The sequence below is a fragment of the Mongoliimonas terrestris genome (genome assembly GCF_001927285.1).
Lineage (GTDB): Bacteria > Pseudomonadota > Alphaproteobacteria > Rhizobiales > Pleomorphomonadaceae > Chthonobacter > Chthonobacter terrestris.
The window spans coordinates 30,296-53,820 of the sequence record NZ_MSIG01000009.1 but is presented as its reverse complement, the minus strand read 5'-3'; the positions used below and the strand labels follow the sequence as shown (position 1 = coordinate 53,820).

At 70.9% G+C, this 23,525-nt stretch carries 23 protein-coding genes and 1 tRNA gene; 8 read left to right on the top strand and 16 right to left on the bottom strand.

Annotated elements, in window-relative coordinates:
- Positions 1-3: 3 nt before the first annotated feature.
- From BUQ68_RS14140 to BUQ68_RS14120, 5 genes are all read right to left on the bottom strand, one after another.
- The gene (locus BUQ68_RS14140; protein WP_075216638.1) at positions 4-1,227 is read right to left on the bottom strand and encodes an MFS transporter; all 1,224 of its coding nucleotides are present in this window, start codon (positions 1,225-1,227) and stop codon (positions 4-6) included.
- Between the two features lie 39 nt (positions 1,228-1,266).
- Complete coding sequence (locus tag BUQ68_RS14135) at positions 1,267-2,622, bottom strand: nitrilase-related carbon-nitrogen hydrolase (protein WP_175577818.1); 1,356 nt, start codon at positions 2,620-2,622, stop codon at positions 1,267-1,269.
- A gap of 79 nt (positions 2,623-2,701) precedes the next feature.
- Complete coding sequence (locus BUQ68_RS14130) at positions 2,702-3,235, bottom strand: response regulator (RefSeq protein ID WP_075216636.1); 534 nt, start codon at positions 3,233-3,235, stop codon at positions 2,702-2,704.
- Positions 3,236-3,507: 272 nt separating this feature from the next.
- Positions 3,508-4,896 (bottom strand): class II 3-deoxy-7-phosphoheptulonate synthase, encoded by a 1,389-nt coding sequence (locus tag BUQ68_RS14125; protein WP_075216635.1) that lies wholly within the window; start codon positions 4,894-4,896, stop codon positions 3,508-3,510.
- A 196-nt stretch (positions 4,897-5,092) separates the two neighbouring features.
- On the bottom strand, positions 5,093-5,527 hold the full coding sequence (locus tag BUQ68_RS14120; protein WP_075216634.1) for a DUF1489 family protein: 435 nt from the start codon (positions 5,525-5,527) through the stop codon (positions 5,093-5,095).
- A gap of 413 nt (positions 5,528-5,940) precedes the next feature.
- On the opposite strand from BUQ68_RS14120, the gene BUQ68_RS14115 reads away from it, so the two are divergent.
- Complete coding sequence (locus BUQ68_RS14115; protein WP_139315244.1) at positions 5,941-7,566, top strand: methyl-accepting chemotaxis protein; 1,626 nt, start codon at positions 5,941-5,943, stop codon at positions 7,564-7,566.
- 25 nt (positions 7,567-7,591) lie between these two features.
- Here BUQ68_RS14115 and gor read toward each other — a convergent pair whose 3' ends face one another.
- From gor to rpiA, 3 genes are all read right to left on the bottom strand, one after another.
- Entirely contained in the window at positions 7,592-8,962 is a 1,371-nt protein-coding gene (gene gor / locus BUQ68_RS14110) for a glutathione-disulfide reductase (protein WP_075216632.1), read from the bottom strand.
- A gap of 121 nt (positions 8,963-9,083) precedes the next feature.
- Entirely contained in the window at positions 9,084-9,590 is a 507-nt protein-coding gene (locus BUQ68_RS14105) for a DUF2059 domain-containing protein (RefSeq protein WP_075216771.1), read from the bottom strand.
- A 20-nt stretch (positions 9,591-9,610) separates the two neighbouring features.
- Positions 9,611-10,315, bottom strand: a complete 705-nt coding sequence (gene rpiA, locus BUQ68_RS14100) for a ribose-5-phosphate isomerase RpiA (protein WP_075216631.1) — start codon at positions 10,313-10,315, stop codon at positions 9,611-9,613.
- Positions 10,316-10,567: 252 nt separating this feature from the next.
- Here rpiA and BUQ68_RS14095 point away from each other — a divergent pair, with 252 nt between their 5' ends.
- Both BUQ68_RS14095 and BUQ68_RS14090 read left to right on the top strand, forming a co-directional pair.
- Positions 10,568-11,257: an HAD hydrolase-like protein gene (locus BUQ68_RS14095; RefSeq protein WP_075216630.1), complete on the top strand. Its 690-nt coding sequence runs from the start codon at positions 10,568-10,570 to the stop codon at positions 11,255-11,257.
- Positions 11,258-11,333: 76 nt separating this feature from the next.
- Positions 11,334-11,408, top strand: a tRNA-Val gene (locus BUQ68_RS14090).
- A gap of 101 nt (positions 11,409-11,509) precedes the next feature.
- On the opposite strand, the gene BUQ68_RS14085 is transcribed toward BUQ68_RS14090, so the two are convergent.
- Positions 11,510-12,844, bottom strand: coding sequence for an NAD(P)/FAD-dependent oxidoreductase (locus BUQ68_RS14085; protein ID WP_075216629.1), 1,335 nt, complete (start codon positions 12,842-12,844; stop codon positions 11,510-11,512).
- A 512-nt stretch (positions 12,845-13,356) separates the two neighbouring features.
- The gene (locus BUQ68_RS14080; protein ID WP_075216628.1) at positions 13,357-13,803 is read right to left on the bottom strand and encodes a PaaI family thioesterase; all 447 of its coding nucleotides are present in this window, start codon (positions 13,801-13,803) and stop codon (positions 13,357-13,359) included.
- Positions 13,804-13,957: 154 nt separating this feature from the next.
- Here BUQ68_RS14080 and BUQ68_RS14075 point away from each other — a divergent pair, with 154 nt between their 5' ends.
- Positions 13,958-14,389 (top strand): VOC family protein, encoded by a 432-nt coding sequence (locus tag BUQ68_RS14075; protein ID WP_075216627.1) that lies wholly within the window; start codon positions 13,958-13,960, stop codon positions 14,387-14,389.
- 77 nt (positions 14,390-14,466) lie between these two features.
- On the opposite strand, the gene BUQ68_RS14070 is transcribed toward BUQ68_RS14075, so the two are convergent.
- Positions 14,467-15,951, bottom strand: a complete 1,485-nt coding sequence (locus BUQ68_RS14070; protein WP_075216626.1) for an SDR family oxidoreductase — start codon at positions 15,949-15,951, stop codon at positions 14,467-14,469.
- A 195-nt stretch (positions 15,952-16,146) separates the two neighbouring features.
- Between BUQ68_RS14070 and BUQ68_RS14065 the strand changes: the two genes are divergently transcribed.
- Positions 16,147-16,839 (top strand): DUF599 domain-containing protein, encoded by a 693-nt coding sequence (locus BUQ68_RS14065; protein WP_075216625.1) that lies wholly within the window; start codon positions 16,147-16,149, stop codon positions 16,837-16,839.
- A gap of 13 nt (positions 16,840-16,852) precedes the next feature.
- Complete coding sequence (locus BUQ68_RS14060) at positions 16,853-17,209, top strand: DUF3253 domain-containing protein (protein ID WP_075216624.1); 357 nt, start codon at positions 16,853-16,855, stop codon at positions 17,207-17,209.
- Between the two features lie 19 nt (positions 17,210-17,228).
- Here the strand turns inward: BUQ68_RS14060 and BUQ68_RS14055 are convergent, their stop codons facing one another.
- From BUQ68_RS14055 to BUQ68_RS14045, 3 genes are all read right to left on the bottom strand, one after another.
- Positions 17,229-18,026, bottom strand: coding sequence for a YdcF family protein (locus tag BUQ68_RS14055; protein ID WP_075216623.1), 798 nt, complete (start codon positions 18,024-18,026; stop codon positions 17,229-17,231).
- Between the two features lie 100 nt (positions 18,027-18,126).
- Positions 18,127-18,519 (bottom strand): hypothetical protein, encoded by a 393-nt coding sequence (locus tag BUQ68_RS14050; RefSeq protein WP_075216622.1) that lies wholly within the window; start codon positions 18,517-18,519, stop codon positions 18,127-18,129.
- Positions 18,520-18,569: 50 nt separating this feature from the next.
- The gene (locus BUQ68_RS14045; protein WP_075216621.1) at positions 18,570-19,199 is read right to left on the bottom strand and encodes an ATP-dependent Clp protease proteolytic subunit; all 630 of its coding nucleotides are present in this window, start codon (positions 19,197-19,199) and stop codon (positions 18,570-18,572) included.
- 226 nt (positions 19,200-19,425) lie between these two features.
- On the opposite strand from BUQ68_RS14045, the gene thiM reads away from it, so the two are divergent.
- Both thiM and thiE read left to right on the top strand, forming a co-directional pair.
- Positions 19,426-20,226, top strand: a complete 801-nt coding sequence (gene thiM / locus BUQ68_RS14040; protein WP_075216620.1) for a hydroxyethylthiazole kinase — start codon at positions 19,426-19,428, stop codon at positions 20,224-20,226.
- A gap of 5 nt (positions 20,227-20,231) precedes the next feature.
- A complete protein-coding gene (thiE, locus tag BUQ68_RS14035; RefSeq protein ID WP_075216619.1) occupies positions 20,232-20,882 on the top strand; it encodes a thiamine phosphate synthase in 651 nt (216 codons plus the stop codon).
- A gap of 42 nt (positions 20,883-20,924) precedes the next feature.
- Here thiE and BUQ68_RS14030 read toward each other — a convergent pair whose 3' ends face one another.
- Positions 20,925-21,623 (bottom strand): glycoside hydrolase family 25 protein, encoded by a 699-nt coding sequence (locus BUQ68_RS14030; RefSeq protein WP_075216770.1) that lies wholly within the window; start codon positions 21,621-21,623, stop codon positions 20,925-20,927.
- Positions 21,624-21,967: 344 nt separating this feature from the next.
- Positions 21,968-23,380: a magnesium transporter gene (gene mgtE, locus BUQ68_RS14025; protein WP_075216618.1), complete on the bottom strand. Its 1,413-nt coding sequence runs from the start codon at positions 23,378-23,380 to the stop codon at positions 21,968-21,970.
- Positions 23,381-23,525 lie beyond the last annotated feature (145 nt).

The window sequence follows — 23,525 nt, the reverse complement described above, 5'->3', positions numbered from 1 at the left end:
GTTTCAGGCGGTCCGTCGGCGGCCGACCGCGACCGACACCACGGCCATGACGGCCGCGGCGAGCACGGAATAGAGGCCGAGCGCGATCAACGTGGTGGCGACCGGGATGCCGGCGTCGGCAAGGAGGCCTACGAGGGCCGGCGACAGGGCCGACGCGAACACGAGGCCCGAGGTGGCGAGCCCGCGGACGGCGCCGAGGTGGCGCGTGCCGTAGAGCTCCGCCCAGAGCGCGCCGAGAAGCGTGTTGGCGCCGCCGGCGGTCATGCCCGCCAGCCCGAGCGCGACCGGCAGCAGCCAGGGCGCTTCAGCGAACCCGATCAGGATGGCGGCGAGACCCATGGGCAGGAGATAGACCGGGAGGATGCGGCGCGCGCCGAACCGGTCGATCACCACGCCGGCCACAAGGCTGGTGATCACCGTGGTGCCCGCGTAGATCGGGAAGGCGCCGGCGAACCAGGCGAGCGGCCAGCCCTTCTCGGCCGTGAGCGGCACCTGGGTGAAGAAGATGGCGGTGAGCACGAACGGCGGAGCGAGGACGCCGGGCTGCAGCGCGTAGAAGAGGCCGTCGCGCAAGACCTCCGCCCGGGTCCAGTGGCGGCCGGTCTCGTCCGGGTGCGGCGTCACGCCGGGGAGCGGGGCGGCGGCGGTGTCCTCCGGCTCGCGGCGGAGGAGAAGCGCGGTGGCCGGGATGGCGACGAGGATGAGGAAGCCGGCCCCGATCGCCCACGTCTCACGCCAGCCGACGAGGCCGATGAGCGCCACGGCGATCAACGGAAACACGGATTCGCCCGACGGATGGCCGAGGGCGGCCAGCGACACCGCCCGCCCGCGCAAACGCGGGAACCAGCGGGCCATGCCGGTCATGGCCACGTGGCTCATCATGCCCTGGCCGAAGAAACGAAGGCCAAAGAGAAGCACGACCAGCATGGCCGGATGGGCGACGACGCTCATCAGGCCGGCCGTGACCGCAAGACCCGTCATCATGAAGAGCGCGACGCCGCGGAGCTTCACCCGGTCGGTGACCTTGCCGGCGACCATCAGCGTGACGGCGCTGGCGAGCGTCGCGGCCGAATAGAGCGTGCCGAAGCCGCCGGCGGAAAGGCCGAGCGCGAGCTGCAGGTGGCCGGCGAAGATGGAGACGAAGAAGGTCTGCCCGAAGCTGGAGGACAGGGTCATCAGCCAGCCGGCGACGAGCCAACGGAAACCGGCGCGGAGTGTTTCGGGCATCAAGGGAACCAGAGGGGGGCAGCAGGGGGAGGACGGCGGTCAGGCCGCGCCTTGTCGGGCGGCGAAGCGGAGGCCGTCGGGAGCGGGGGACGGATGCGGACGCGGAGCCGGATCCGCGGTACGGCTCGCGTCGGTGGACGCGGTGGGCGACCCTGAGCGCCAAGCCGCGAGCCGCGCCACGTCGGCCGGCGCGAGAGGCCGGAACAGGGCGTGGGGGCCGGGATGGGCGCAGTCGCCGCCGACGAGGAGCGCGTCGTGCGTGGCGGCGGCGGCAGCGAGCGCGGCGGCGCGGGCGACGGGGAGGAGCGCGTCCCGAAGGGCAGGGCCGGATGGGACAGCCGCGCCGTCCGCGAGCATGCGGTCGAGGCCGTCGATCACAGGCGCGAGCGGCAGCGGCGCGACGCGGATGCCGAGGGCGGCGGCGAGGACGGCCGCCTTGCGCGTCGAGTCCGCATCCGGCATCAGGCCGAGCACCCGGTCGGCGCCGAAGGCGTCCACCGCCACGGTGGCGGCGACGAGGCTTTCGGGCGCGGAAAGGTCGAGGGCGAGACGCTGCCGGCCGGCGGCGTCGACCCAGCCGCGGGCCGCCGTGACGAGCGCCTGCCAGAGCGCGGCGTCGGGTTCGAGGGTGTCGGCGATGGCGCCGGGTTCGACGGACCAGCGGTCGGCGCCGTCGCGGACAAGGACGGCACGGCTGAGCGCGGGCTCGAACATCGGCAACTGGACGGCGAGGCCGCGGTCGGATCCGAGCGCGAAGCTGCCGCCCGCCCACACCACCGCGCCGTCGCCGCCGGCCGCGTTCACCAGCACAAGGGCGAGATCGCTTTCCACGACCCGTGCGACGGCGGTCTGCAGCATGGTGTCCTGGCTGTCGGGGCCAAAGATCCAGGCGGCGGGCGACACGAGGAGGTCCGCGCCGGTCTCCACCAGACATTCCACAACGTCCGCGTGGGCGAGGTCGTCGCCGATCGGTACGCCGAGCCGGACGCCGCGAAACGGCACCGGCCCGGGCATCGGACCCGGCTTGAACGGACCGCCCGGCACCGCCCGGTGACGGGTGAGCTCGATCCGTCCGCGGTCGAGGAGGACGGCGCTGTCGTGGAGGTCGTCGCCCTGCCGGGTGGGGCTGCCGACGACGAGGCCCGGGCCGCCGTCGGCGGTGTCGGCGGCAAGCGCCTCCAGGCCGGCGCGGCAGGCTTCCAGCCGATCGGTGTCGAGTAGCGGCGCGGCGGACGGGCCGCCGGCGAGGAAGAGTTCCGGCAGGACGAGGAGATCCGCGCCGTCCGCCGCCGCCTCGGCGCGGAGGCGCCGCGCGAGGGCGACAGCGCGGTCGACATCGCCCGCCGCTGGCCCGACCTGGGCCAGCGCGAGCCGGAGGGACGGGGGCGCGGTCATCATGGGGATCCGTGTAGCAACCGCCCCGGTGCGCCGCAATCGTCGCATCGGGCAGCCCGAAAGGGCGCGGCCGCGTCGGCTAGAGATAGGTGATGTCGCCGGTCTCCGGCGGAGCGGGTCGGGCCGGCGCGGGCGGCTCGGGCAGGCGCACCTGCATCTGGCCCGGCAGGACCGGGACCGCCCGGCCGTCGCGGCGCATGTAGCCGATGCGGGCCGTGGAGAGGCGCTTCAGCCGGTCGTAGAGCAGGCGCGGCGAAACCGGTTTGACGATGAAGTCGTTGGCGCCGATGCGCACCGCCGTCAGCACCTGGCGCTGGCCGCTGTAGGCGGAGAGAAACACCACATACTGGGTGGCGATCTCGTCGGAGGGGTGGGTGCGGATCCGGTTCAGGAGGGCGACGCCGTCCACGTCCGGGAGGTTCCAGTCGAGGAGCAGGATGTCGGGCCGTGCGCGCACGACCATGTCCCAGCCATCCTGGGCCGTGGCGCCTTCCACAATCTGCCGGATGCCGAAGCCGTTGAGCATCGCGCGGACGAGACGGCGGGAATAGGCGTTGTCGTCGACGAGACCGATCCGAAGACCATCGAGAGCGAGATAGGAGACCGCAGCCATTCCGTGCACCCGCTATGCGCGTATGACAATCAATATAGATCGTCCAAGCGCGTGTACACCGAATACATGGTCAAATTCAAGGGTTGATTATCCTGGCCTATAGGACGAGATGCATAACCGATGCTGATAGGAACGGCAGCTATGCAGATCGCGTAAATACAAGCTGTCCTGCATTACACACCTAAATCTTAAGACCCGAGCAAATTGAAGCCGGGAAAGGACATGAAAAAGGGGGCCGACGGCCCCCTTTCGCGTGGACGGCGTGGTGCCGATTACTCCCCGGCGACGGCGAGGCGGACCGGCATGCCGCGATGGTCGCGCTCGGCTTTCAGGTTCTCGGCCACCAGGAAGGCGAGCTCGAGGGCCTGATCGGCGTTGAGGCGCGGGTCGCAGTGGGTGTGGTAGCGGTCCGACAGGTTCTCCGCCGAGATGGCGGTGGCGCCGCCGGTGCACTCGGTGACGTCGCGGCCGGTCATCTCGATGTGGATGCCGCCGGCGTGGGTGCCCTCCGCCCGATGAACGGCGAAGAAGGCCTCCACTTCGCGGAGGATCCGGTCGAACGGGCGGGTCTTGTAGGCGTTGAGCGTGATGGTGTTGCCGTGCATGGGATCGCACGACCAGACCACCTTGCGGCCTTCCCGCTCCACCGCACGGATGAGCTGCGGCAGGTGCTCGTAGACCTTGTCGGCGCCGAAGCGGGCGATCAGCGTCAGCCGGCCCGCCTCGTTCTCCGGGTTGAGGATGTCGATGAGGCGCAGAAGCTCGTCCGGCTGCAGGCTCGGGCCGCACTTCAGGCCGATCGGGTTCTTCACGCCGCGGGCGAACTCCACATGGGCATGGTCCGGCTGGCGGGTGCGGTCGCCGATCCAGATCATGTGGCCGGAGGTGGCGTACCAGTCGCCGGAGGTGGAATCGACGCGGGTGAGCGCCTGCTCGTAGCCGAGCAGCAGCGCCTCGTGGCTGGTGTAGAAGTCGGTGGAGCGCAGCGCCGGCGCGGTCTCCGGATCAACCCCGCAGGCGCGCATGAAGGCGAGGCTCTCGGTGATGCGCTCGGCGATCTGGGCGTAGCGGCTCGCCTGGGGCGAGCCCTTCACGAAGCCCAGCATCCAGGTGTGCACGTTGTCGAGGTTGGCATAGCCGCCCTGGGCGAAGGCGCGCAGGAGGTTCAGCGTGGCCGCCGACTGACGGTAGGCCATCTCCTGGCGCTGCGGGTCCGGGATGCGGGACTCGGCCGTGAACTCGGTGCCGTTGACGATGTCGCCCCGGTAGGCCGGCAGCTCGATGCCGTCGATCACCTCGGTCGGCTTGGACCGCGGCTTGGCGAACTGGCCGGCGATGCGGCCGACCTTCACCACCGGCTGGGCGGCCGCATAGGTGAGCACCACCGCCATCTGCAGGAAGACGCGGAAGAAGTCGCGGATGTTGTCCGCGCCATGCTCGGCGAAGCTCTCGGCGCAGTCGCCGCCCTGCAGGAGGAAGGCTTCGCCGGCCGCGACGGTGGCGAGCTGCTTCTTCAGCTTGCGCGCCTCACCTGCAAAAACGAGCGGCGGATAGGTGGCGAGGCGCGCCTCCACGGCGGCCAGTTCCCCGGCGTCGGGATAGGCGGGGACCTGCTGGATCGGCTTCGCTCTCCAGGTATCGGGCTTCCAGGCGGTGCTCATGGTCGGTGCTCTGTTCGTGACCCGCGCACGGAGCTTGTTGCCCTCTTGCGCCGGTCGACCTCTCTCCAAGACGCGCGGTTATACACAAGGTAACCACACCGCGCCACAATCGTAGCCGCACGGATCCGATGTTTGCCGCTTATTTCGCCGGGATGCCAATTGCGGCGCGCGGGCGCCGTGCGCCCTCCCCGCCCGGTCAGATCAACGCCAGTTCGACGAGGGCGCGGCGCATCTCCGGGTGCATGTCGTCGTGGCCGGCGGTGACGCGGATGTCGGCGGGCGCGTCCTTCTCGGTCAGGTAGCGCCAGCCCTGGAACGGGCGGCGCGGCTGGAAGGCGGTGCGCACGAGGGTGGGATCGAGCACGAGATCGCAGCGCTCGATGCCGTCCACGTCCTTGAACGGGCGGATGTGGACGACGCGCTGGCGCACCTGCACCTGACCCTTGATCACCCAGTAGAGCGACCCGCCGTCGACGATCTCGGCGGCGCGCTTCGGGATCATGCGGGTGGTGTGGGTCTGCTCCGGCGTCCGGCCGGCGGCGGCCTGGTCGGCCAGCCGCATGCGGATCCACTGGTCGAGATCCTCGACGCTGTCGGCCCCTACGCAGAGTTTGATGAGATGAAGCGCCATGTGTCCTTCCATGCGCCGCGGCGCGCGACCCAAGATGTGGGCCTTCGGCGCCGTACCGTCAAACGACCGGGCCACTCATCCACAGGAAGAGACTGCGATGCCTGACCGGCGCGTCCCATCGCTCCGCCTAATGACGTACGCAATTTTGCGCTCCAAATGACAGGAACAATCGAGCCGAAACACACATCCGGCGCGGAAGATCACCGATTGGGCGCGCTTTACGCGGTGAATATGAGGCGTTCAGGGGTCGTTAACGGCGAACATCTACATTAATTCGCGTATTAACATTTGAGGTACCGGCTTTGCTGTCCTCCTTCCTGCGTCGCCCGGATCCCGTCGCCGCCGCACCGGCCGTCCCCGAACCCGTTCAGGCGGAGGCTGGTCCGTCGTCCTCCGCCAACGGGGCGGTGGACATGATCGAGGACGACGTCCGCGACACGCGCCGGCGCCTCGCGGCCGCGAACGCGGCGGTCTCGGCCAAGGTGGACGAGGCGCTGAAGCGCACCGACGAGATCGCCGCCGACGCGGAGGGCCTTGCGACAGCGGTCGGCCAGGCCCAGGAGACGGTGGACGGCCTGACGCGCCGGTTCGACGAGATCGCCATGGCGGGCCGGGGCATCGGCGCCGAGATCACCCGGGCGACGGCCCTCGCCGAGGAGGCGCAAGCCGGCGCCACGCGGGCCGGCACCGGGGTGCAGGACCTCGACGTCGCGATCGGCAAGATCGAAACCGTCGTCGGCCTGATCGCCAAGATCACCAAGCAGACGACGCTGCTGGCCCTCAATGCCACGATCGAGGCCGAGCGCGCCGGCGAGTCGGGCCGCGGTTTCGCCGTGGTGGCCAACGAGGTGAAGGCCCTTTCGGTAGAGACCCAGCGGGCCACGGTGGACATCCGGCAGATCATCATGGAGCTGCGCGGCACGGCGGAGGAGTCGGTCGGGGCGGTGAACGACGTGGTGTCGGTGATCGAGCGCATCACGCCGACTTTCGCGGCGGTGGCCGACGCGGTGGGCGCCCAGGCCGCGGTGATCGAGGAGGCCGCCATCGCGGCGGACGCCACGCGCGCCTTCGTGGACGGGGTCTCGGCGCGGGCGAACGCCATGCGCCAGACCAGCGTGCGCGTCGGCGAGGACGTGCAGGCGGTGCGCACCGCCGCCACGGGGCTTGCCGGGGACAGCGACCGCAGCACGGCCCGGCTGACCACGGTGCTCCGCCAGTCCGAGGTGGGGGATCGGCGGCGCCACGACCGCTTCCCCGCGGAGCTGCCCGTCGTTCTCAGGGCGCACGGGACGACGCACCAGACCCGGTCGATCGACGTCTCAGCCGGCGGCCTGCTCGCCGCCATTCCGGCCGGCGCGACCCTGCCGGTGGGCACGTCTCTGACCGTCAACCTCGGCGGCGCGACGGACGTGCCCGGAACGGTGGTGGCGGTGTCCGGCCTCGGCCTTCACATCGCCTTCGGCACCACGGGGACCGCGGCCGCGGCGGGTCTGGCCGGCACGCTCGCCGAGATCCGGGCGGAATACCAGGACTTCATCGACCGGGCCGTCCGCACGGCCGGCACCATCAGCGAGCTCTTCGAGACCGCCCTCGCCCGGCGGGAAATTTCGGCGGAGGCCCTCTTCGACGTCGCCTACCGGCCGATCCCGGGCACCAACCCGCAGCAGTTCGACACCACGGGCCTCGCCTTCCTGGAGCGCGTGCTGCCGCCGATCCAGGATGCGCTGCTGGCCACCGACACGCGCATGACTTTCTGCGCGGCGGTGGACCGGAACGGCTACCTGCCGGTGCACAACGCGGCCTTCTCCAAGCCGCAGCGGCCGGACGATCCGGTCTGGAACGCCGCGAACAGCCGCAACCGGCGGATCTTCGACGACCGGGCGGGCCTGATCGCCGCCCGCAACGCAAGGCCCTTCGTGGTGCAGGCCTACCAGCGCGACATGGGCAACGGCACATTCATCCTGATGAAGGAAGTGGACGCGCCGATTCGGGTGAACGGCCGCCAATGGGGCGGCTTCCGGACAGCCTACCGGATGTGAGGGCGGACCGCGGGGCGCCTCACGGTCAGCGGCGGTGCTTGACGCTCGGGCTGCGCATGGTCACGAGCTCTTCCGCGGCGGTCGGGTGGACGGCGAGGGTGCGGTCGAAGTCCGCCTTGGTGGCGTTCATCATCAGCGGAATGCCGAGGAGCTGGGCCATCTCGCCCGCGTCCGGGCCGATCACGTGGACGCCGAGCACCCGGTCGGTGATGGCATCGACGATCAGCTTCATGAACATGCGCTCATCTCGGCCCGCAAGGGTGTTGCGCATGGGCCGGAACTCGGCCTTGTAGACGTCCACCGCCGCGTGGTGCTGGCAGGCCTTTTCTTCCGTCAGGCCAACGGTGCCCATCTCCGGCGTGGTGAAGACCGCCGTCGGCACCAGCGCGTGGTCGACCAGCACCTCCCGGCCGCCATAGACCGTGTCGGCGAAGGCATGGCCCTCGCGGATGGCGACCGGCGTGAGGTTCACCCGGTTGGTGACGTCGCCGACCGCGTAGATGGACGGCACCGACGAGCGCGACGCGCTGTCGACCCGGATGGCGCCGAGCCCATCGAGGGCGACGCCGGCGGCTTCCAGGCCGAGGCCCCTGGTGTTGGGCACGCGGCCGGTGGCGTACATCACGAGGCCGGCGGGCAGCGTCTCTCCGGTGGACAGGGATGCGACGACGCCCTCGCCGGTGCGCTCCAGACTTGCCACATCCGTGCCGCAGAGGATGCGGATGCCGCGCTTGCCCATGGCGGCGGCGACCTTGTCGGTGATCTCGCGGTCGAAGCCGCGCAGGATCTGTTCGCCGCGGTAGACGAGGGTCGTCTCCACGCCGAGGCCGTTGAAGATGCAGGCGAACTCCACCGCGATATAGCCACCGCCGACCACCACCACGCGGGGCGGCAGGGCGGGAAGATCGAAGATCTCGTTGGACGTGACCGCGTGCTCGATGCCGGGCACCTTGGCGGGCAGAAAGGGCCAGGCGCCGGTCGCCACCAGGATGCGCTCGGCGGTGACGCGGCGGCCGTCGGCGAGGCGAACGGTGTTGGGGTCCACGATCTCGGCGCGGGTGCGCAGGATGGTGGCGCCGGACCGCTCCATGTTGGCCACGTAGGCCTTCTCCAGGCGGTCGATCTCGCGGTCCTTGGCGGCGATGAGCGTCGGCCAGTCGAAGCTGGCGGGGCCGACGGTCCAGCCGAAGCCGGCGGCGTCCTCGAACTCGTCGGGAAAGCGCGAGGCGTAGACCATGAGCTTCTTCGGCACGCAGCCGCGGATCACGCAGGTGCCGCCCACCCGGTGCTCCTCGGCGACGGCGACGCGGGCGCCGTATCCCGCCGCGATGCGGCCGGCGCGCACGCCGCCGGACCCGGCCCCGATGACGAAGAGGTCGTAGTCGAACGCCACCATGCCCGCCCCCGTTTGGTTCGCGCCGGCGCCCGGCCGATCGGAAAGTCCCGGCCCGGCCGGGGTCGGATGAACGAAAAAGGCCGCCGGGACGCCCGACGGCCGCGCATCCGGTCCTGATCTATCAGAACTGGTGGCCGCGCTTGATCAACTCCTCGCGCGCCTTCGTGACCAGTTCGGTGGAGAGCGTGTCGCGCCAGATGCTGGCAGAGCGCATGCTGTCGCGGATCACGAGCGGCATGGTCTGGCCGAACTTGATGCCGACCTCGGAGGAGTAGAAGGCGGTGATCTCCTTCAGCTCGGCCTCGGTGAAGCGGGCGGCCCAGGCGCGCTCCAGCTCCCGGTCGAGCTCCGGCCGCTGCTTGGCAAGGCCGAGCGCGACCTCGTTGACGACCTCGTCGATCTCCTGGACGAGGGACGGATTGGACCGCTGGAACAGCGCCTTCGCCTGATCGGCGAGCATCGGCAGGATGGTGTCGAACTGCTCGGAGGCGTGGGCGGCCGTCATGGTGGCGCGGGCGGCGGCCAGGTGCGTCTCGCTGAACTCCTGGGCGTTGGACGGCCCGGCCAGAACGGCGACGCAGAGCGCCAGGCCGGTCAGGCGACCGAGACGCTGTAGAGTGCTTCTCATCGAATTCCTCCGGAAGGAGATCATGTCGGACTTCTATCGATGCGCTGGATGCCGGTTCGGCCTGCCACGATCACACTCGAGGCAAGGCCGATGAAGAGACCATGCTCGACCACGCCGGGGATTCGCGATAGCGCTGATGCAAGTGCTTTTGGGTCTGAAATCTGGCGAAATGATGCATCCACCAGCCAATTTCCCTGGTCGGTGACGAGCTTGTCGCCCTCGGCGGACCGGCGGAACCCGAGCGCGCCGCTGAGGCCCACGCTGCGGGCGGCGTCGGCGATGGCCCGAATGGTAGCGGTGGCGCCGAAGGTCACCACCTCGATCGGCAGCGGAAAGGCGCCGAGCGTCTCCACCCGCTTGCTCTCGTCGGTGATGACGATCATGCGCCGGCTGTCGGCGGCGACGATCTTCTCGCGCAGAAGCGCCGCGCCGCCGCCCTTGATGAGGTCGAGATTCGGATCGAACTCGTCGGCGCCGTCAACGGTCAGGTCGAGGCCCGCCACGTCGTCGAGGGTGATCAGCCGGATGCCGAGCTCGCGTGCCAGCACCTCGGTGGCCTTGGAGGTCGGCACGCCGACCACGTCGAGGCCGGCCGCGACGCGCTCGGCGAGGAGGCGCACGAACCAGGTCGCGGTCGAGCCGGTACCGAGCCCGAGGCGCATGCCCGGCCGGACCTCCTCCAGCGCAGCCGCGGCGGCCGCCTTCTTCATCTCGTCGGCCGACATGGTCCGCCCCGTTTCGTACCTCTTCCCGGCTCGGCTCATACCATGGTGGCGCGCGCGGTCAAGCGCGGGCGGTGGCGCGCGCCGGCCGATCGGGCGGGACCGCCCGCCCCTCGCCCCCGGGTCCGGGGTCGAGGCGGATTGCACGCCAGCGAAGCCGTCTGCGTCGAAGGCACAAGGGGTGCGGCGCACACGGGCGCTTGCCGCCCCTCTGACGGCACCGTAAGGAAGGAACACCGCAACCGGAACCGACCGATGGCCGCGCCGCTCCTCGTCCTCGATCTCGACGGCACTCTCCTCGACACGGCCCCCGACCTTCTCGGGGCGCTGAACACCCTGCTCGGCGAGGAAGGCCTGCCGGCGGTGGACCGGTCGGCGGTGAAGAACAACTTCGGCCAGGGCGCCCGCGCGCTGATCGTGGAGGGCTTCCGGCGGGCCGGCGTGCCGCTGGCGGTGGACCGGCTGGAGCCGCTGGTCGACCGCTTCATCGCCCTCTACGCCGGCCGGATCGCCGACGAGACGCTGCCGTTTCCAGGCGCGCTCGCGGCGCTCGACCGGCTCGGCGGGCGCGGCATCCGGTTCGCCATCTGCACCAACAAGCGCCTGCACCTGGCGCTTCCGCTCTTGGCGACGCTCGGCCTCAAGGACCGGTTCGACGCGGTGCTCGGCGGCGACAGCCTTTCGGTGCGCAAGCCCCATCCGGACCACATCACCGGCACCATCGCGGCGGCGGGCGGGACCGTCGAGACGGCGGTGATGGTGGGCGACAGCGAGGCCGACGTGGCGGCGGCGCTGGCCGCCGGGGTGCCGGTGATCGGCGTCAGCTTCGGCTATACGGCCGAGCCCATCGACAGCTTCGGGCCGACCACCGTGATCGACCATTTCGATGCCATCGACGCCGCCCTCGCCCGCATCTCCCCGGCCTTCGCCGCCGCTCTCCGCTGATCGCGGGAGAGACGGTGATCGCGCTTGACTTGGCCCGGCACCGCCCCTTATATCGCCCCCACGCCGACGATGTCGGGGGCGCGTAGCTCAGCGGGAGAGCACCTCGTTCACACCGAGGGGGTCACAGGTTCGATCCCTGTCGCGCCCACCATCGACGGCCTGCCCTTCCAACGAATCCGTTACAGCCGGACCTGAGCCGCCTGATGCAGGCGACTGATTCGCCATGCGTTCTGCCGGCGGTCGCTGCACGGCTTACTGCGGCTCCCTCAGCCCGTACCACGCGTAAACCGCCTTGAGGCCGACGCGGCGGATCAGCGGGTGGCCGAGGTGGGGCGGGAGGCCGCGGAGCGGCGCGGGCAGGTCGATCGGGCGGCCCTTCTCCTCCACGATCGCGCGGGCGATCCGCCGGCCGGCCCAGGTCGCGGCGGCGACGCCGTTGCCGTGCCAGCCGAACGCATAGTGGACGCCGGGCTCGTCATCGAGGCGGCCCAGGGCGGGGGTGAGGCGGCCGGTCAGGCAGACGAGGCCGTTCCAGGCGTGGTCGATCTCCACGTCCTTCCAGGGCGGGAAGACCTCGCCGAGGCGGCGGGTGAGCCAGGCGGTGACGCGGGCCTGTTCGGCGGGCGAGCCGGAGGTGCCGCCGCGGCCGCCGAACAGGAACCGTCCGTCCGGCAGAAGGCGGTAGTAGAACAAGAGGTTGCGTGTGTTCGACACCGGACAGGCGGTGCGCCAGCCGACGGCGGCAAGCTCGGCTTCGGTCAGCGGCCGGGTGACGATGATGCTGGAGATCGCCGGAAGCGTGCGGTTGGCGAAGGCGCGGTGGATCGTGTCCGGCGTGTAGCCGTTTGTAGCGACAACCACGGTCCTTGTCCGGATTGTAGCGCCCGGTGTCGTCAGGATGTAGCCGCCGCTGTCGCGCGTCCAGGCGATGACCGGACTGTCGGCGTGGACCTTGGCCCCGTGGCGCGCCACGAGCGCCCTGAGGCCGGCCAGATATTTCAACGGATGAATACCGAAGGCGCCGCGCAAGCCCGCCGCGCCGAACTGTTCGGTGCCGCCGTGACCCATCTTGGTGAACGCGTGCCGGTCCATGAAGAAGGCCGGGAGTCCGAGCTTGCGCACGTGGAAATCCACGGACGCCCGAAGGGCCGGCGCGACGGAGGCCCGGTGGGCCACCTCGTAGGTGGCGTCCCCTTGCGGGTCGGCGTCGATGCCCTCGGCGAGGAGCGCGCGGACGAGGTCGATGCCCTCCATCTCGGCGGCGTAGAAGCGCCGGGTCTCCGCCTCGCCGTGGCGGGCGATCATGGCCTCGGCGGAGAGCTTGGCGGACGACAGGCTGACGAAGCCGCCGTTCCGCCCGGACGCGCCCCAGCCGATCGGGCCGGCCTCCAGCACGACGGCGGAGACATGGTGGTCGCGGGCGAGGTGGAGGGCGGCGGAGAGGCCGGTGTATCCGCCGCCGATCACCACCACGTCGGCAGCCTGGTCGGCGGCGAGCCGGGGCGCCGGCGGAACGACGGCGGTGGCCTCCCAGTAGCTCGGGGCCTTCCGGTCGGTGCGGTAGGCATCGGGATGGTAGACGGCCACGGTCCAGGGGCTCCGAGCGGGACGGTGGGGGGAGGTTAGCGGGGTTTTGGGGCGGGGGGTATGGGGGGGAATAGGGTTCGCTCAGGGGCGGCGCCGACGTCCGGCGGACGCGGGGACGCAGCCGACGGAGGAGTGCTTGGAGCCGGTGCGGGTGATGGGTTCTCTGCGTGCGGCGCCGTCATCCCGGCGGACGCCGAGATCCAGCCAACGGAGGAGTCTATCGAGCCGGCGCGGGTGATGTCCTCGTCGGTTGGGCCCCGGCTTTCGCCGGGGTGACGCGTTGGGGGGAGCGGAGCCGCTCAATGGGGGGATGGGGTGCCCTCCCCTAAGCTGATGTTCATCGCCATCGTCATGGTCCGGTTTCGCCGGACCATCCACGCTTTTGACGGGGAAGGAATGCGTGGGTGGTCCGCCTTCGCGGACCATGACGGAGGGCGCGGGTGGAGCCACGGAGGGGGCGCTCTAGAAGACATGCATAAACTACGAATCAGAAATCCTTTTCCCGGCTGGCCTCATCCTCTTTCGAGCGGCGGGGGGATGGAGTAGGTGGCGCTCGCGATGGCGTAGGGCGCGCGGCCATCGGCGTCGCCGATTTCGACGGACGAGACGGCGAGGCGCTTGCCGAGCTTCATCAGGCGGGCGCGGCCGAAGAGGAGGCCGGGCTCGGGCTTGCGCAGGAAATCGATGGAGAGATGGGTGGTGACCGTAAGGGCGGAGCGGCCCACGTGGGCGAGGATGACCACCCAGGCGGCGATGTCGGCAAGCGTCATCAGGGTCGGGCCCGACACCGTGCCGCCGGGACGAAGGGATTCCGGGCCGGCCGCGCAGGTGACGACCGCCGTCCCCTCCCCGACGTCCGTGACCACGTAGGCGCGCCGAGTCGCGTTCAGCTCCGGGAAGACGTCGTCGAGATAGCGGTTGATCTCGTCGGGGGTCAGCACGGGGGTCGGCGGCGGCATCAGGGGGTCTCTCCTGGGTCTTACGGGGCCCGGCCGGTCGGCACTGGTGACGGAGGCTGACCGGCGTGGCGCGCAGTCTCTGCTAGCATGGTCCCGCGGCCCGTCGCCATGGCGGCCGGCCCCACCTTTCGCCGCATAGAAGGATTGCCGAAGGATGCCGCCCTTTCTCAACGCCGTTTCGATCATCACCCTCGGCGTCTCGGATCTCGCCGCGTTGCGCCGGTTCTACGAGGCGCTCGGCTTCACCGCCGCGCCGGCCTCCCAGGAGAGCGTGACCTTCTTCCAGCTGTCGGGCGTGGTGCTCGCCCTCTACGGCCGGGAGGCGCTGGCCGAGGACGCGCGGGTGTCGGCGGAGGGCAGCGGCTTCCGGGCGGTGACGCTGGCGCAGAACCTGCCCTCCCCGGCCGCCGTGGACGCGGCGATCGCCCATGCGGTCGCCTGCGGGGCGACGCTGGTGAAGGCGGCGGAGCCGGTGTTCTGGGGCGGCTATTCGGGCTATTTCGCCGATCCGGACGGGCACCTCTGGGAGGTGGCCCACAACCCCTTCTTCCCGCTGGCCGAGGACGGCCGCGTCAGCCTCGGCTGAACGGACGAAGGCCGCCGCGCGGGTTCACGCGCGGCGGCCTTGGATGGGATCAGGCGGTGCGGATCAGCGGCCGGGTGTCACCACCAGTCGGTCCAGCGGTTGCGGCGGCGGGGCGCGACCCAGTCGGGCAGCGCCTCTCGGGCCCGGCGGGCCAGATGCTCGGCCTCGGTCTCGACGGCGTCGCCATAGCGGTGCAGGCGGCGGCCGGCATCGGCCGTGAGCGCGGCGAGCCGGGACTCGGTTTCCGCCTCGGTGGCGCCGAAGCGGCGCTGCACGTCGCCGCCGAGCGCCCCGAGGGCATGGCGGGCGCTGCCGGCGAGCGCGCCGAGGCGGTGCTGGGCGGCGCCGGTGAGGCCGCCGAGCCGGTGCTGGGCCGTACCGGCCGCGGCGCCGAGCCGGTGCTGCGTCTCGCCGGCGGTGTCGCCGATCCAGTGGCGCGCCGAGCCGGTCCAGCCGCCGACAGTGTCGTGAGCGCGGCCGAGCCAGTCGGTGCCGACCATGCGGCGCCAGCCGCGCGGGGGCTCCTCCCACGGCCAGCGGCCGGTGGAGACGCGGGTGACGACCACATAGCCGACGCCGAGGGCGACGCCGGCCAGAAGCAGCGCGGCGACGGGGCGCAGGCGCATCTCGGTGTAGAGCGACGTCTCGCGGGCCGGAAGACCGGGGCTGCCGCGCTCTTCGCCGTCGCGGGTCGGAGCGTGGAGGTTGTCGCGGGTCGCCTGGTCGCCGTCACCGACGGCGGCGTCGCGCATCTGCGAGGTGTGCCAGTTGGACGAGACGGAATAGTCGTAGAAGGCCGGGAAGGCCCTCTGCATGAGGACGGTGAGCTTGCCGCCGCCGCCGACGGTCATCTCGCGGCGCGGATGGGTGGCGCAGTGCAGGATGGCGCGGGCGACGATGTGCGGCGCGTAGCGCACCGGCGGCGTCTTCGGCTGGCGGTTGAACAGCGTCTTGGCGTGGTCGACATAGGGCGTGTCGATCGCCGCCGGCTTGATCAGCGTGATGCTGATCGGGGCGTGCTCCGCGTCGAGATCCTGGCGGAGCGCGTCGGTGAAGCCGCGGACCGCGTGCTTGGAGGCCACATAGGGGCCCTGCAGCGGGACGGCGATCTCCGACAGGATGCTGCCGATGGTGATGATCGCCCCGCCCTTCTGGCGCAGGTGCTCCACCGCCTTCAGGGAGCCGTAGACGACGCCCCAGTAGTTGGTGTCGAACACCCGCCGGTGATCCTCCATGGAGACCTCGTCGAGGAATCCGTAGAGGGCGACGGCGGCGCCGTTGACCCAGGTGTCGAAGCCGCCGAATCGCTCCGTGGCGGTGCGCACGATCCGGTCCACGTCGGCTTCCACGGCGACGTCCGCCGTCACCGTCGCCACGGTGCCGCCGTCGATCCGGATCTCCTCGGCGACGGCCGCGAGCGCTTCCGCGTTGCGGGCGGCCATCACCACCCGGGCGCCGCGGGCGGCCGCCATGCGGGCCGTGACCAGGCCGATGCCGCTGCTGGCGCCGGTGATGACGATCACCTGGTCGCGCAGGGGCTTGAGGCGGTTTCGTGACAGCATGGAAAAAACTCCGGATCAGGGCGGCGGCGCCCCGGCACCAGGGACGGGGGCCGCGCGCGGAAAAGACGCCGCCCGGAAGACGCGCGCGCCGCCGCAATGGTTCCGAACCGGAAACGTCCGGTGGCGCGATAGCCCTTGCCGGCGGGCGCCGCTGTTGGCAGGGTCCGGCGACGATCAACCGGCCGGAGTGCGCGCGTGCCCGGATTCACCACCCTCGACCTGGCGGCCGGATTGTTCTTCCTGGCGTCCTGGATCGGCTACGCCTGGCTGACCGAGCGCAGCCCGTTCCGGCACCGGACCCTTTCGGCCGCCATGAACCGGCAACGCCACGCCTGGATCCGCCAGTTGGCGGAGCGGGACCTCCGGATGATCGACACCGCCATCATGGGCGGCCTGCAGAACGGCACCGCCTTCTTCGCCTCCACCAGCCTTCTGGCCATCGGCGGCGGCTTCGCGGTGCTGAACGCCAGCGACCGGGTGGTGGAGATCGCCCGCGACCTGCCGTTCGGCCTGACCGTCGCGCGGGCCGCCTGGGAGACCAAGGCGGTGGGGCTGCTCCTCATCTACGCCTATGCGTTCTTCAAGTTCGGCTGGTCCTACCGGCTGTTCAACTACGCCTCCATCCTGATCGGCGCGGTGCCCCACCGCTCGCTGATGGGCACGCCGGAAATGGAGGCCGCGATCGCCAGGGCCGCCAAGATGGTGGTGCTGGCCGGCGCACAATTCAACCAGGGACTGCGGGCCTTCTTCCTCTCGGTGGGCTATCTCGGCTGGTTCGTCGGACCCATTCCGCTGATGATCAGTTCGGCGATCGTGCTGACGGTGCTGACCCGGCGCCAGTTCTTCTCTCCCTCGCGTGCCGCCGTGGCCGTGGACGAGCCCTCCTGACGAGTAGATTGCGATGATCGATCCCCGCCGCATCAAGGCCGCCGCCATCCGCGAGCAGGCGATGGCGCTCGCCACCGAACGCCGCGACGGCCGCCCCGTGGACCCGAGCGAGGTCGCCCGCGCGCTCGTCGGCAGCAACGAGAAGCTCTGGCGCCAGCTGATGAAGCCGGTGAAGGACGAGGTGGTGCGCCTCGCCGAGGACGGGCGCGTGGTGATCCTGCGCAAGAACCGGCCGGTGCCGCCGCGCGAGGTGCGCGGGCTCTACCGCTTTCGCCTGCGCGCCGAGGACGAGCCGGCGCCGACCTTCGCACCCTCCGAGGCGGTGCTGGCCGACGACGACGCGTTCTGGATGGACGACGAGGAGGATTGAGGGATCGGAAGGCGGCGGTTCACGGCGCCGGGAAGAGCGCGTCGGTGTAGCCGGCGAAGCGGTAGGCGACGAGGCCGATCCATTCCTTGACGGCGACGTCCACCTGGAAGAGCGACTCGCTGGCGAACTGCCGACCGATGATGGGCGGGTCCGACACGGAGCGGTAGTCGACCGGATAGGCGGTGATGCCGGTCCAGCCGGCGGCGCGGAAGACGCCGACGGAGCGCGGCATGTGGAAGGCGGAGGTGACCAGGAGCCAGCGGTCGCCGGGCTTCGGCGCCACGATGTCGTAGGTGAGCGTGGCGTTCTCGCGGGTGTTGCGGGAGGCGCGCTCCAGCACCAGACGCTCCGGCGGAACGCCGAGGCTGGTGAGGACCGTCCGGGCGACGTCCGCCTCCTGGCGCTCGGTGGGCAGCACTTCGCCGGAGCCGCCGGTGAAGATCACGCGGGCGTTCGGATAGCGGCGGGCGAGCTCCACGCCGGCGAACAGGCGCTCGGCCCCGTCGGTGAGCTGGGGCTGGTCGTTGCGCTCGTGGGTGCCGATGATGTCGAGGGCGCCGCCGAGGATGATGATGCCGGTCGGCTCGCCGTCCATGGCGGTGAACTGCGGGAAGCGCGTCTCCAGCGGCCAGAGGAGCGCGTTGGAGATGGTGGTCCAGCCGAATAGGATGAGGCCGCCGAGGCCGAGGGCGAACACCGTCGCGCCGGTGCGCCGGCGACCGAACCAGCGCAGCGCGAGGCCGAGCAGCATCAACAGGATGACGGCGTTGGACGGCCGGATGACCAGATAGATCAGCTTGGACGCGATGAAGAACATGGGCGGCTGCGGCGATCGGTCCGAGGGAAGCCGGCCGGCGTCGCCGCCGGCCGTCGGGACAGGGGACGGAGACCGGATGGGGCCGGCGGGGACCGCCGGGTCATTCCGGCGCCAGCGCCGATCCGGGCACGTTGCCGACGACGCCCGCGTGGGACACCTCGCACCAGCGCGCGTCGAGGAGCTTCATCTGCTCGGCCTTGGTGCCGAACTGCCAGGCGCCGAACGGGATCTCGCTGCGGCACCAGCGGAGCACGATGCCGGTGGCGCCGGCCGGGATCTCGCCGACGGCCTTGGCGCCCTCCACCATGGCGGCACGGAGTGCGACGGGACCCTTGGCGCGGAGCGCGTAGGTCATGTCGTAGGGCGAGGCGGACTGGGCGGCGGCGGGGCCGACCGCCAGCGGGCCGGGGCCCGACAGGACCGCGGCGGCGAGCACGATGGCGGCAGCCGCCGGGCCGAGGACGCGTCGCGTCCGCCGCATGGTGATGCGCATGACCGTCCCCCCGGGTCGCGACGGCCGGCGGGGCGCCGGCCGCCCTCTCGTCAGCCGGTGATCTCGCCCGCGGACCGGACGACGCGGCCGGCGAGGCCGTAGGCGATCGCCTCGTCGGCGCTCATCCAGTAGTCGCGGTCGGTGTCCTTCTCGATGCGCTCGAGCGGCTGGCCGGTGGCGACGGAGAAGATCTTGTTCAGGCGGTCGCGCATCTTGAGGATCTCGCGGGCCTGGATCTCGATGTCCGTCGCCATGCCGCCGGTGCCGCCGGAGGGTTGATGGAGAAGGAAGCGGGTGTTCGGCGTGCAGAAGCGGCGCTCCTTCGGCACGGACACGTAGATCAGCGCGCCGGCGCTCGCCACCCAGCCGGTGCCGAGGATGTTCACCGGGGCCGGGACGAACTGGATCATGTCGTGGATCATGTCGCCGCTCTCCACATGCCCGCCGGGCGAGGAGACGATGACGGTGATCGGGTCGGTGTGGCTGGCTTCGGCAAGGGCCAGGAGGCGGGCGGTGACGTCCTTCGCCAGGTCCTGGTTGATGCCGCCGGTGATGAGAACGGTCCGGGACTTGAAGAGGTACTTGTCGACCTGCGGCGCCGGGGCGGCGTCCTTCTTCTCTTCCTTCTCGTCCTCGTCGTCGAGACGGGCGAGCCACTCGGTGGCGATGGCCTTGGTCATGGGTACCTTCTTCGACGTTCTGGCCCCGAAGCCGACTCCGGGACGATGTGTGGTCAGGTCTGTTGGTAGCGCAGTTCCCGGCCCGGCGGCAACCCGATCCGCCGGACGTCTCGTTCTATAGAAGAACTTGCCAGGGCGGGTTCAAGGCCGGTTGCGGATTCGGGAACTCCGGGAGTTGACGTAAACGCATCCTTTCTGCACGGTCCAGCGAACAGAGGCATGAACTATGCAGATATCTGAAGTAGTTGCCATCCTGGAACGGGTCCGTGACCGGGCTCCCCTCATCCACAACATCACCAACTATGTGGTGATGAACAACACCGCCAACGCGCTCCTGGCGTTCGGCGCCTCGCCGGCGATGGTGCACGCCACCGAGGAGGTGGAGGAGTTCACCGCGCTTTCGGCGGCGTTGGTGATCAACATCGGCACATTGTCGAGCCAATGGACCGCCGCCATGCGGCTGGCCGCCATCACGGCGCAGCGTTTCGGCAAGCCCTGGGTGCTGGACCCGGTGGGCGTGGGCGCGACGCGCTACCGCACCGTCGCGGCGGCCGACCTCGTGAAGCTGAAGCCGACGGTCGTGCGCGGCAACGCCTCGGAGGTGATGACGCTGGCGGGCGCGGCCGGGGCGGCGCCGAAGGGCGTCGACAGCGTGCTCGCATCCGACGCGGCGGTGCGAGGGGCGATCGCCTTCGCGGCCGAACACGGGCTGGTGGCGGCGGTGACGGGCGCGGTGGACGTGGTGAGCAACGGCCAGCGCACCCACTTGGTGGAGGGCGGCGACCCGCTGATGGCGCGGGTGACCGGCCTCGGCTGCACCGCCTCGGCCCTGGTGGCCGCGTGCCTTGCAGTGGAACCGGATCCGCTCGCCGCCACGGTGGCCGCCCTGGCGGCACTGAAGGCCGCCGGCAAGGCGGCGGCCGACGTGGCCGGGGGACCGGGCAGCCTGCAGGTGGCGCTTCTCGACATGCTGCACTCCCTGGATGCGGCGACGCTGGAGGCGCATGTGGCCGTGCGCAAGCTCTGACCCGAATGCCCTCCCCCGCCGTCCGCCATCGCCTGGACCTCAGGCTCTATTTCGTCACCGACCACCGCCTCGCCTTCCCGACCCTTCTGTCGGTGACTCGGAAGGCGGTGTCCGGTGGAGTCACGCTTGTCCAGCTGCGCAATCCGGACATCGGCGGGCGGGCGCTTCTTGAGCAGGCGATCGCCCTCAAGGCCATGCTGGACCCGCTCGGCGTGCCGCTGATCGTCAACGACCGGGCGGATGTGGCGGCAGCAGCGGGCGCCGCGGGCGTGCACGTGGGCCAGTCGGACCTGCCGGCGGCGGCGGCGCGGGCGCTGCTCGGCCCCGACGCGGTGGTGGGGCTCTCGATCACCGACGCGGGCCAGCTTGCGGCGGTCGACGGCGCGGCGGTGGATTACCTGGGCATCGGTCCGGTGTTCGCCACCGGCACCAAGCCGGACGCGGCGGCGGCCCTCGGGCTCGACGGCACGGCGGACATCGTGGCGGCGGCCGGCCTGCCGTCCGTCGCCATCGGCGGCATCGACGCGGAGAACGCGGCGGCGGTGGCGGCGACCGGGGTGGCCGGGCTCTCGGTGGTGAGCGCGCTCTCCGCCGCGGAGGACCCGGCGGAGGCGGCGCGGCACCTGCGCGCCGTCATGGCCGCGCGGCCGGCCTGAGGCGCATCGCGGCGGGATTGGTCGGGACGGCCGGTGCGGGCCTCAACTGGTCGGGTCGTGGGCGCCGTTAAGGAAGGTCTGCCACTGGCGGGGCGAGCCGTAGAAGACGTTGCGGTCCACATTGCCCCGGATGCCGGGCACCCGGCCGGTGGCGGTGTGCTGCCAGAAATGCCAGCGGCGGTCGCCATAGCGCACGGACGGATGGCCGGCGACGCTGCGCAGCCAGATGTGATAGTCGCCGAACGCGCCGACCATGCGGTCGCGGTGGAAATCCACGGTGGTGTAGATCACCGGCCGCTTGCCGTAGTGCGCCTCGATGGCGGTCAGCCAGCGGCGCATGTCGGCGTGGATCTCCGCGCGGGACGGCTGGCGGCGGCAGGTCTTGCTGTCGTGGTTCCATTCCATGTCGAGCACCGGCGGCAGGGCCGACGGGTCGACCGGCACGTTCTGGATGAACCAGGCGATCTGGTCCTCCACCGGCCGGCAGAAGTACCAGAAGTGATAGGCCCCACGCGCCACCCCGGCGGCGCCGGCGGCGTTGTAGTTTTCAGCGAAACGCGGATCGAGCCAATCGCCGCCCTCGGTGGCCTTGATCCACGCAAAGGTGACGCCGCCGCTGCGCACGGCCGTCCAGTTGACGGCCTCCTGGTAGTAGGAGACGTCGATGCCGTGGACGGCGAAATCCTCCGGCTCCGGGGGATCATAGTCGAAGAGGGCGCACGAGGCGGCGACCAGCGCCATGGAGGCCACCAGCAGCGCCCGAGCGGCCCGGCGGACCCTCGGCGCCTGGGTGCGGCCGGCGTCCATCGCCTGCCCTCCCCGTGCCTTCGGCTGGTCGAACGTCGCGGCGGCGGGGGCGGGCGTGGGCGTCATCGAGCGGTCCTGCGTGCGCGAAAGGCGGTCCTGGCGAGGGGGCGTCCGGATGCGACGGAGACGGGCATCTGATCCGCCGGCCGGCGTCGTGACGGCGGCTGGAACGCCGGACCCTGCCCCACGATGGTGAACGGGGAATTAAGATTGCCGCATACTCATGCGGGCACAAGCGGAGCCGAGTGGGGATAACGGACTCCCTACCACCCTTCCCCTCAGCCGAGCAGGATCAGCGTCGCGAGGCCGAGGAAGGCGACGAAGCCGACGATGTCGGTGATCATGGTGACGAAGACGCCGGAGGCCACGGCCGGATCCACCTCGAACTTGTCGAGCGCGAGGGGGATGAGGATGCCGGCGAGCGCGGCACACACGAGGTTGATCACCATGGCGGCGCCGATCACCACCCCGAGCATGGGGTTCTGGAACCAGAGCCCGGCCACCAGCCCGACCGCGATCGCGAACGCGAAGCCGTTGAGGAGGCCGACCATCACCTCGCGGCCGACGATGCGCCAGGCGTTGTTGGCGTCGAGGTCGCGGGTGGCGAGCGCCCGGACGGCCACCGTCATGGTCTGGGTGCCGGCGTTGCCGCCCATGGAGGCGACGATGGGCATGAGCACGGCGAGCGCCACCATCTGCTCGATGGTGGCGTCGAAGAGGCCGATCACCGAGGAGGCGAGGAAGGCCGTGGCGAGGTTCACGATGAGCCACACCGAGCGGGTGCGTACGGTGTAGAGCACGCTGTCGGAGATCTCCTCGTCGCCGACGCCGGCGAGCGCGCGGATGTCCTCCTCCGCCTCGGCCTGGATCACGTCCACGATGTCGTCGATGGTGAGGACGCCGACGAGACGCTCGCCCTCGTCCACCACGGCGGCGGAGATGAGGTTGTAGCGCTCGAAGAGGCGCGCCACCTCCTCCTGGTCCTCGGTGGCCTGAACCAGATGGCGGTTCTCGTGCATGATGTCGGCGATCTTCGTCGGCCGGCTGGCGCGGAGGATCTTGTTGAGCGACACGGAGCCGAGCAGGCGGAAGCCGGGATCAATGACGTAGAGCTCGTAGAACTCCTCCGGCAGATCCTCGCGCTCGCGCAGGTAGTCGATGGTCTGGCCGACGGTCCAGAACGGCGGGACGGCGATGAAGTCCGTCTGCATGCGCCGGCCGGCTGTCTCCTCCGGATAGTCCAGGCTGCGCTGGAGCGCGAGCCGGTCCGTGAAGGGCAGTTGGGCGAGAATCTCGGCCTTGTCCTCCTCGGCGAGGTCCTCCAGGAGGTAGACCGCGTCGTCGCTGTCCATCTCGCGGACGCCCTCGGCGACCGTGGCGGTGGGCAGCTCCTCCAGGATCTGGACGCGGATGGTCTCGTCGACCTCGGTGAGGGCGGTGAAGTCGAACGCGTCGCCGAGAAGGCGCACCAGCGGCGCGCGGTCCTCCGGATGAAGCGCCTCCAGGAGGTCGCCCACGTCCGCCTCGTGCAGGTCGCCGGCGAGCGCCCGCACCCGATCCGAATCGGCGGTCTCGATGGCGTCCGTCAGGGCCGCCACGAAGGCGGGGTTCAGGTCGCCGTCCTCGTCGCGAAGCGCCAGCACCGCGGAGAACTCGGGATCGTCGGGCGCGTGGGAGTCGGGATCGACCATGGCGGCCCCCGTGGTTCGGGCATGACTTCGGATGCGGATGAGGCGGTGCCCGGACCTTCGGCCGGTCAGGCTCCGTGGGCGGACATAGCGTTTCGCAGGCGCACACTCAAAGGCAAAATTGCCCGCGCGGGCGGACGGCGGCCTG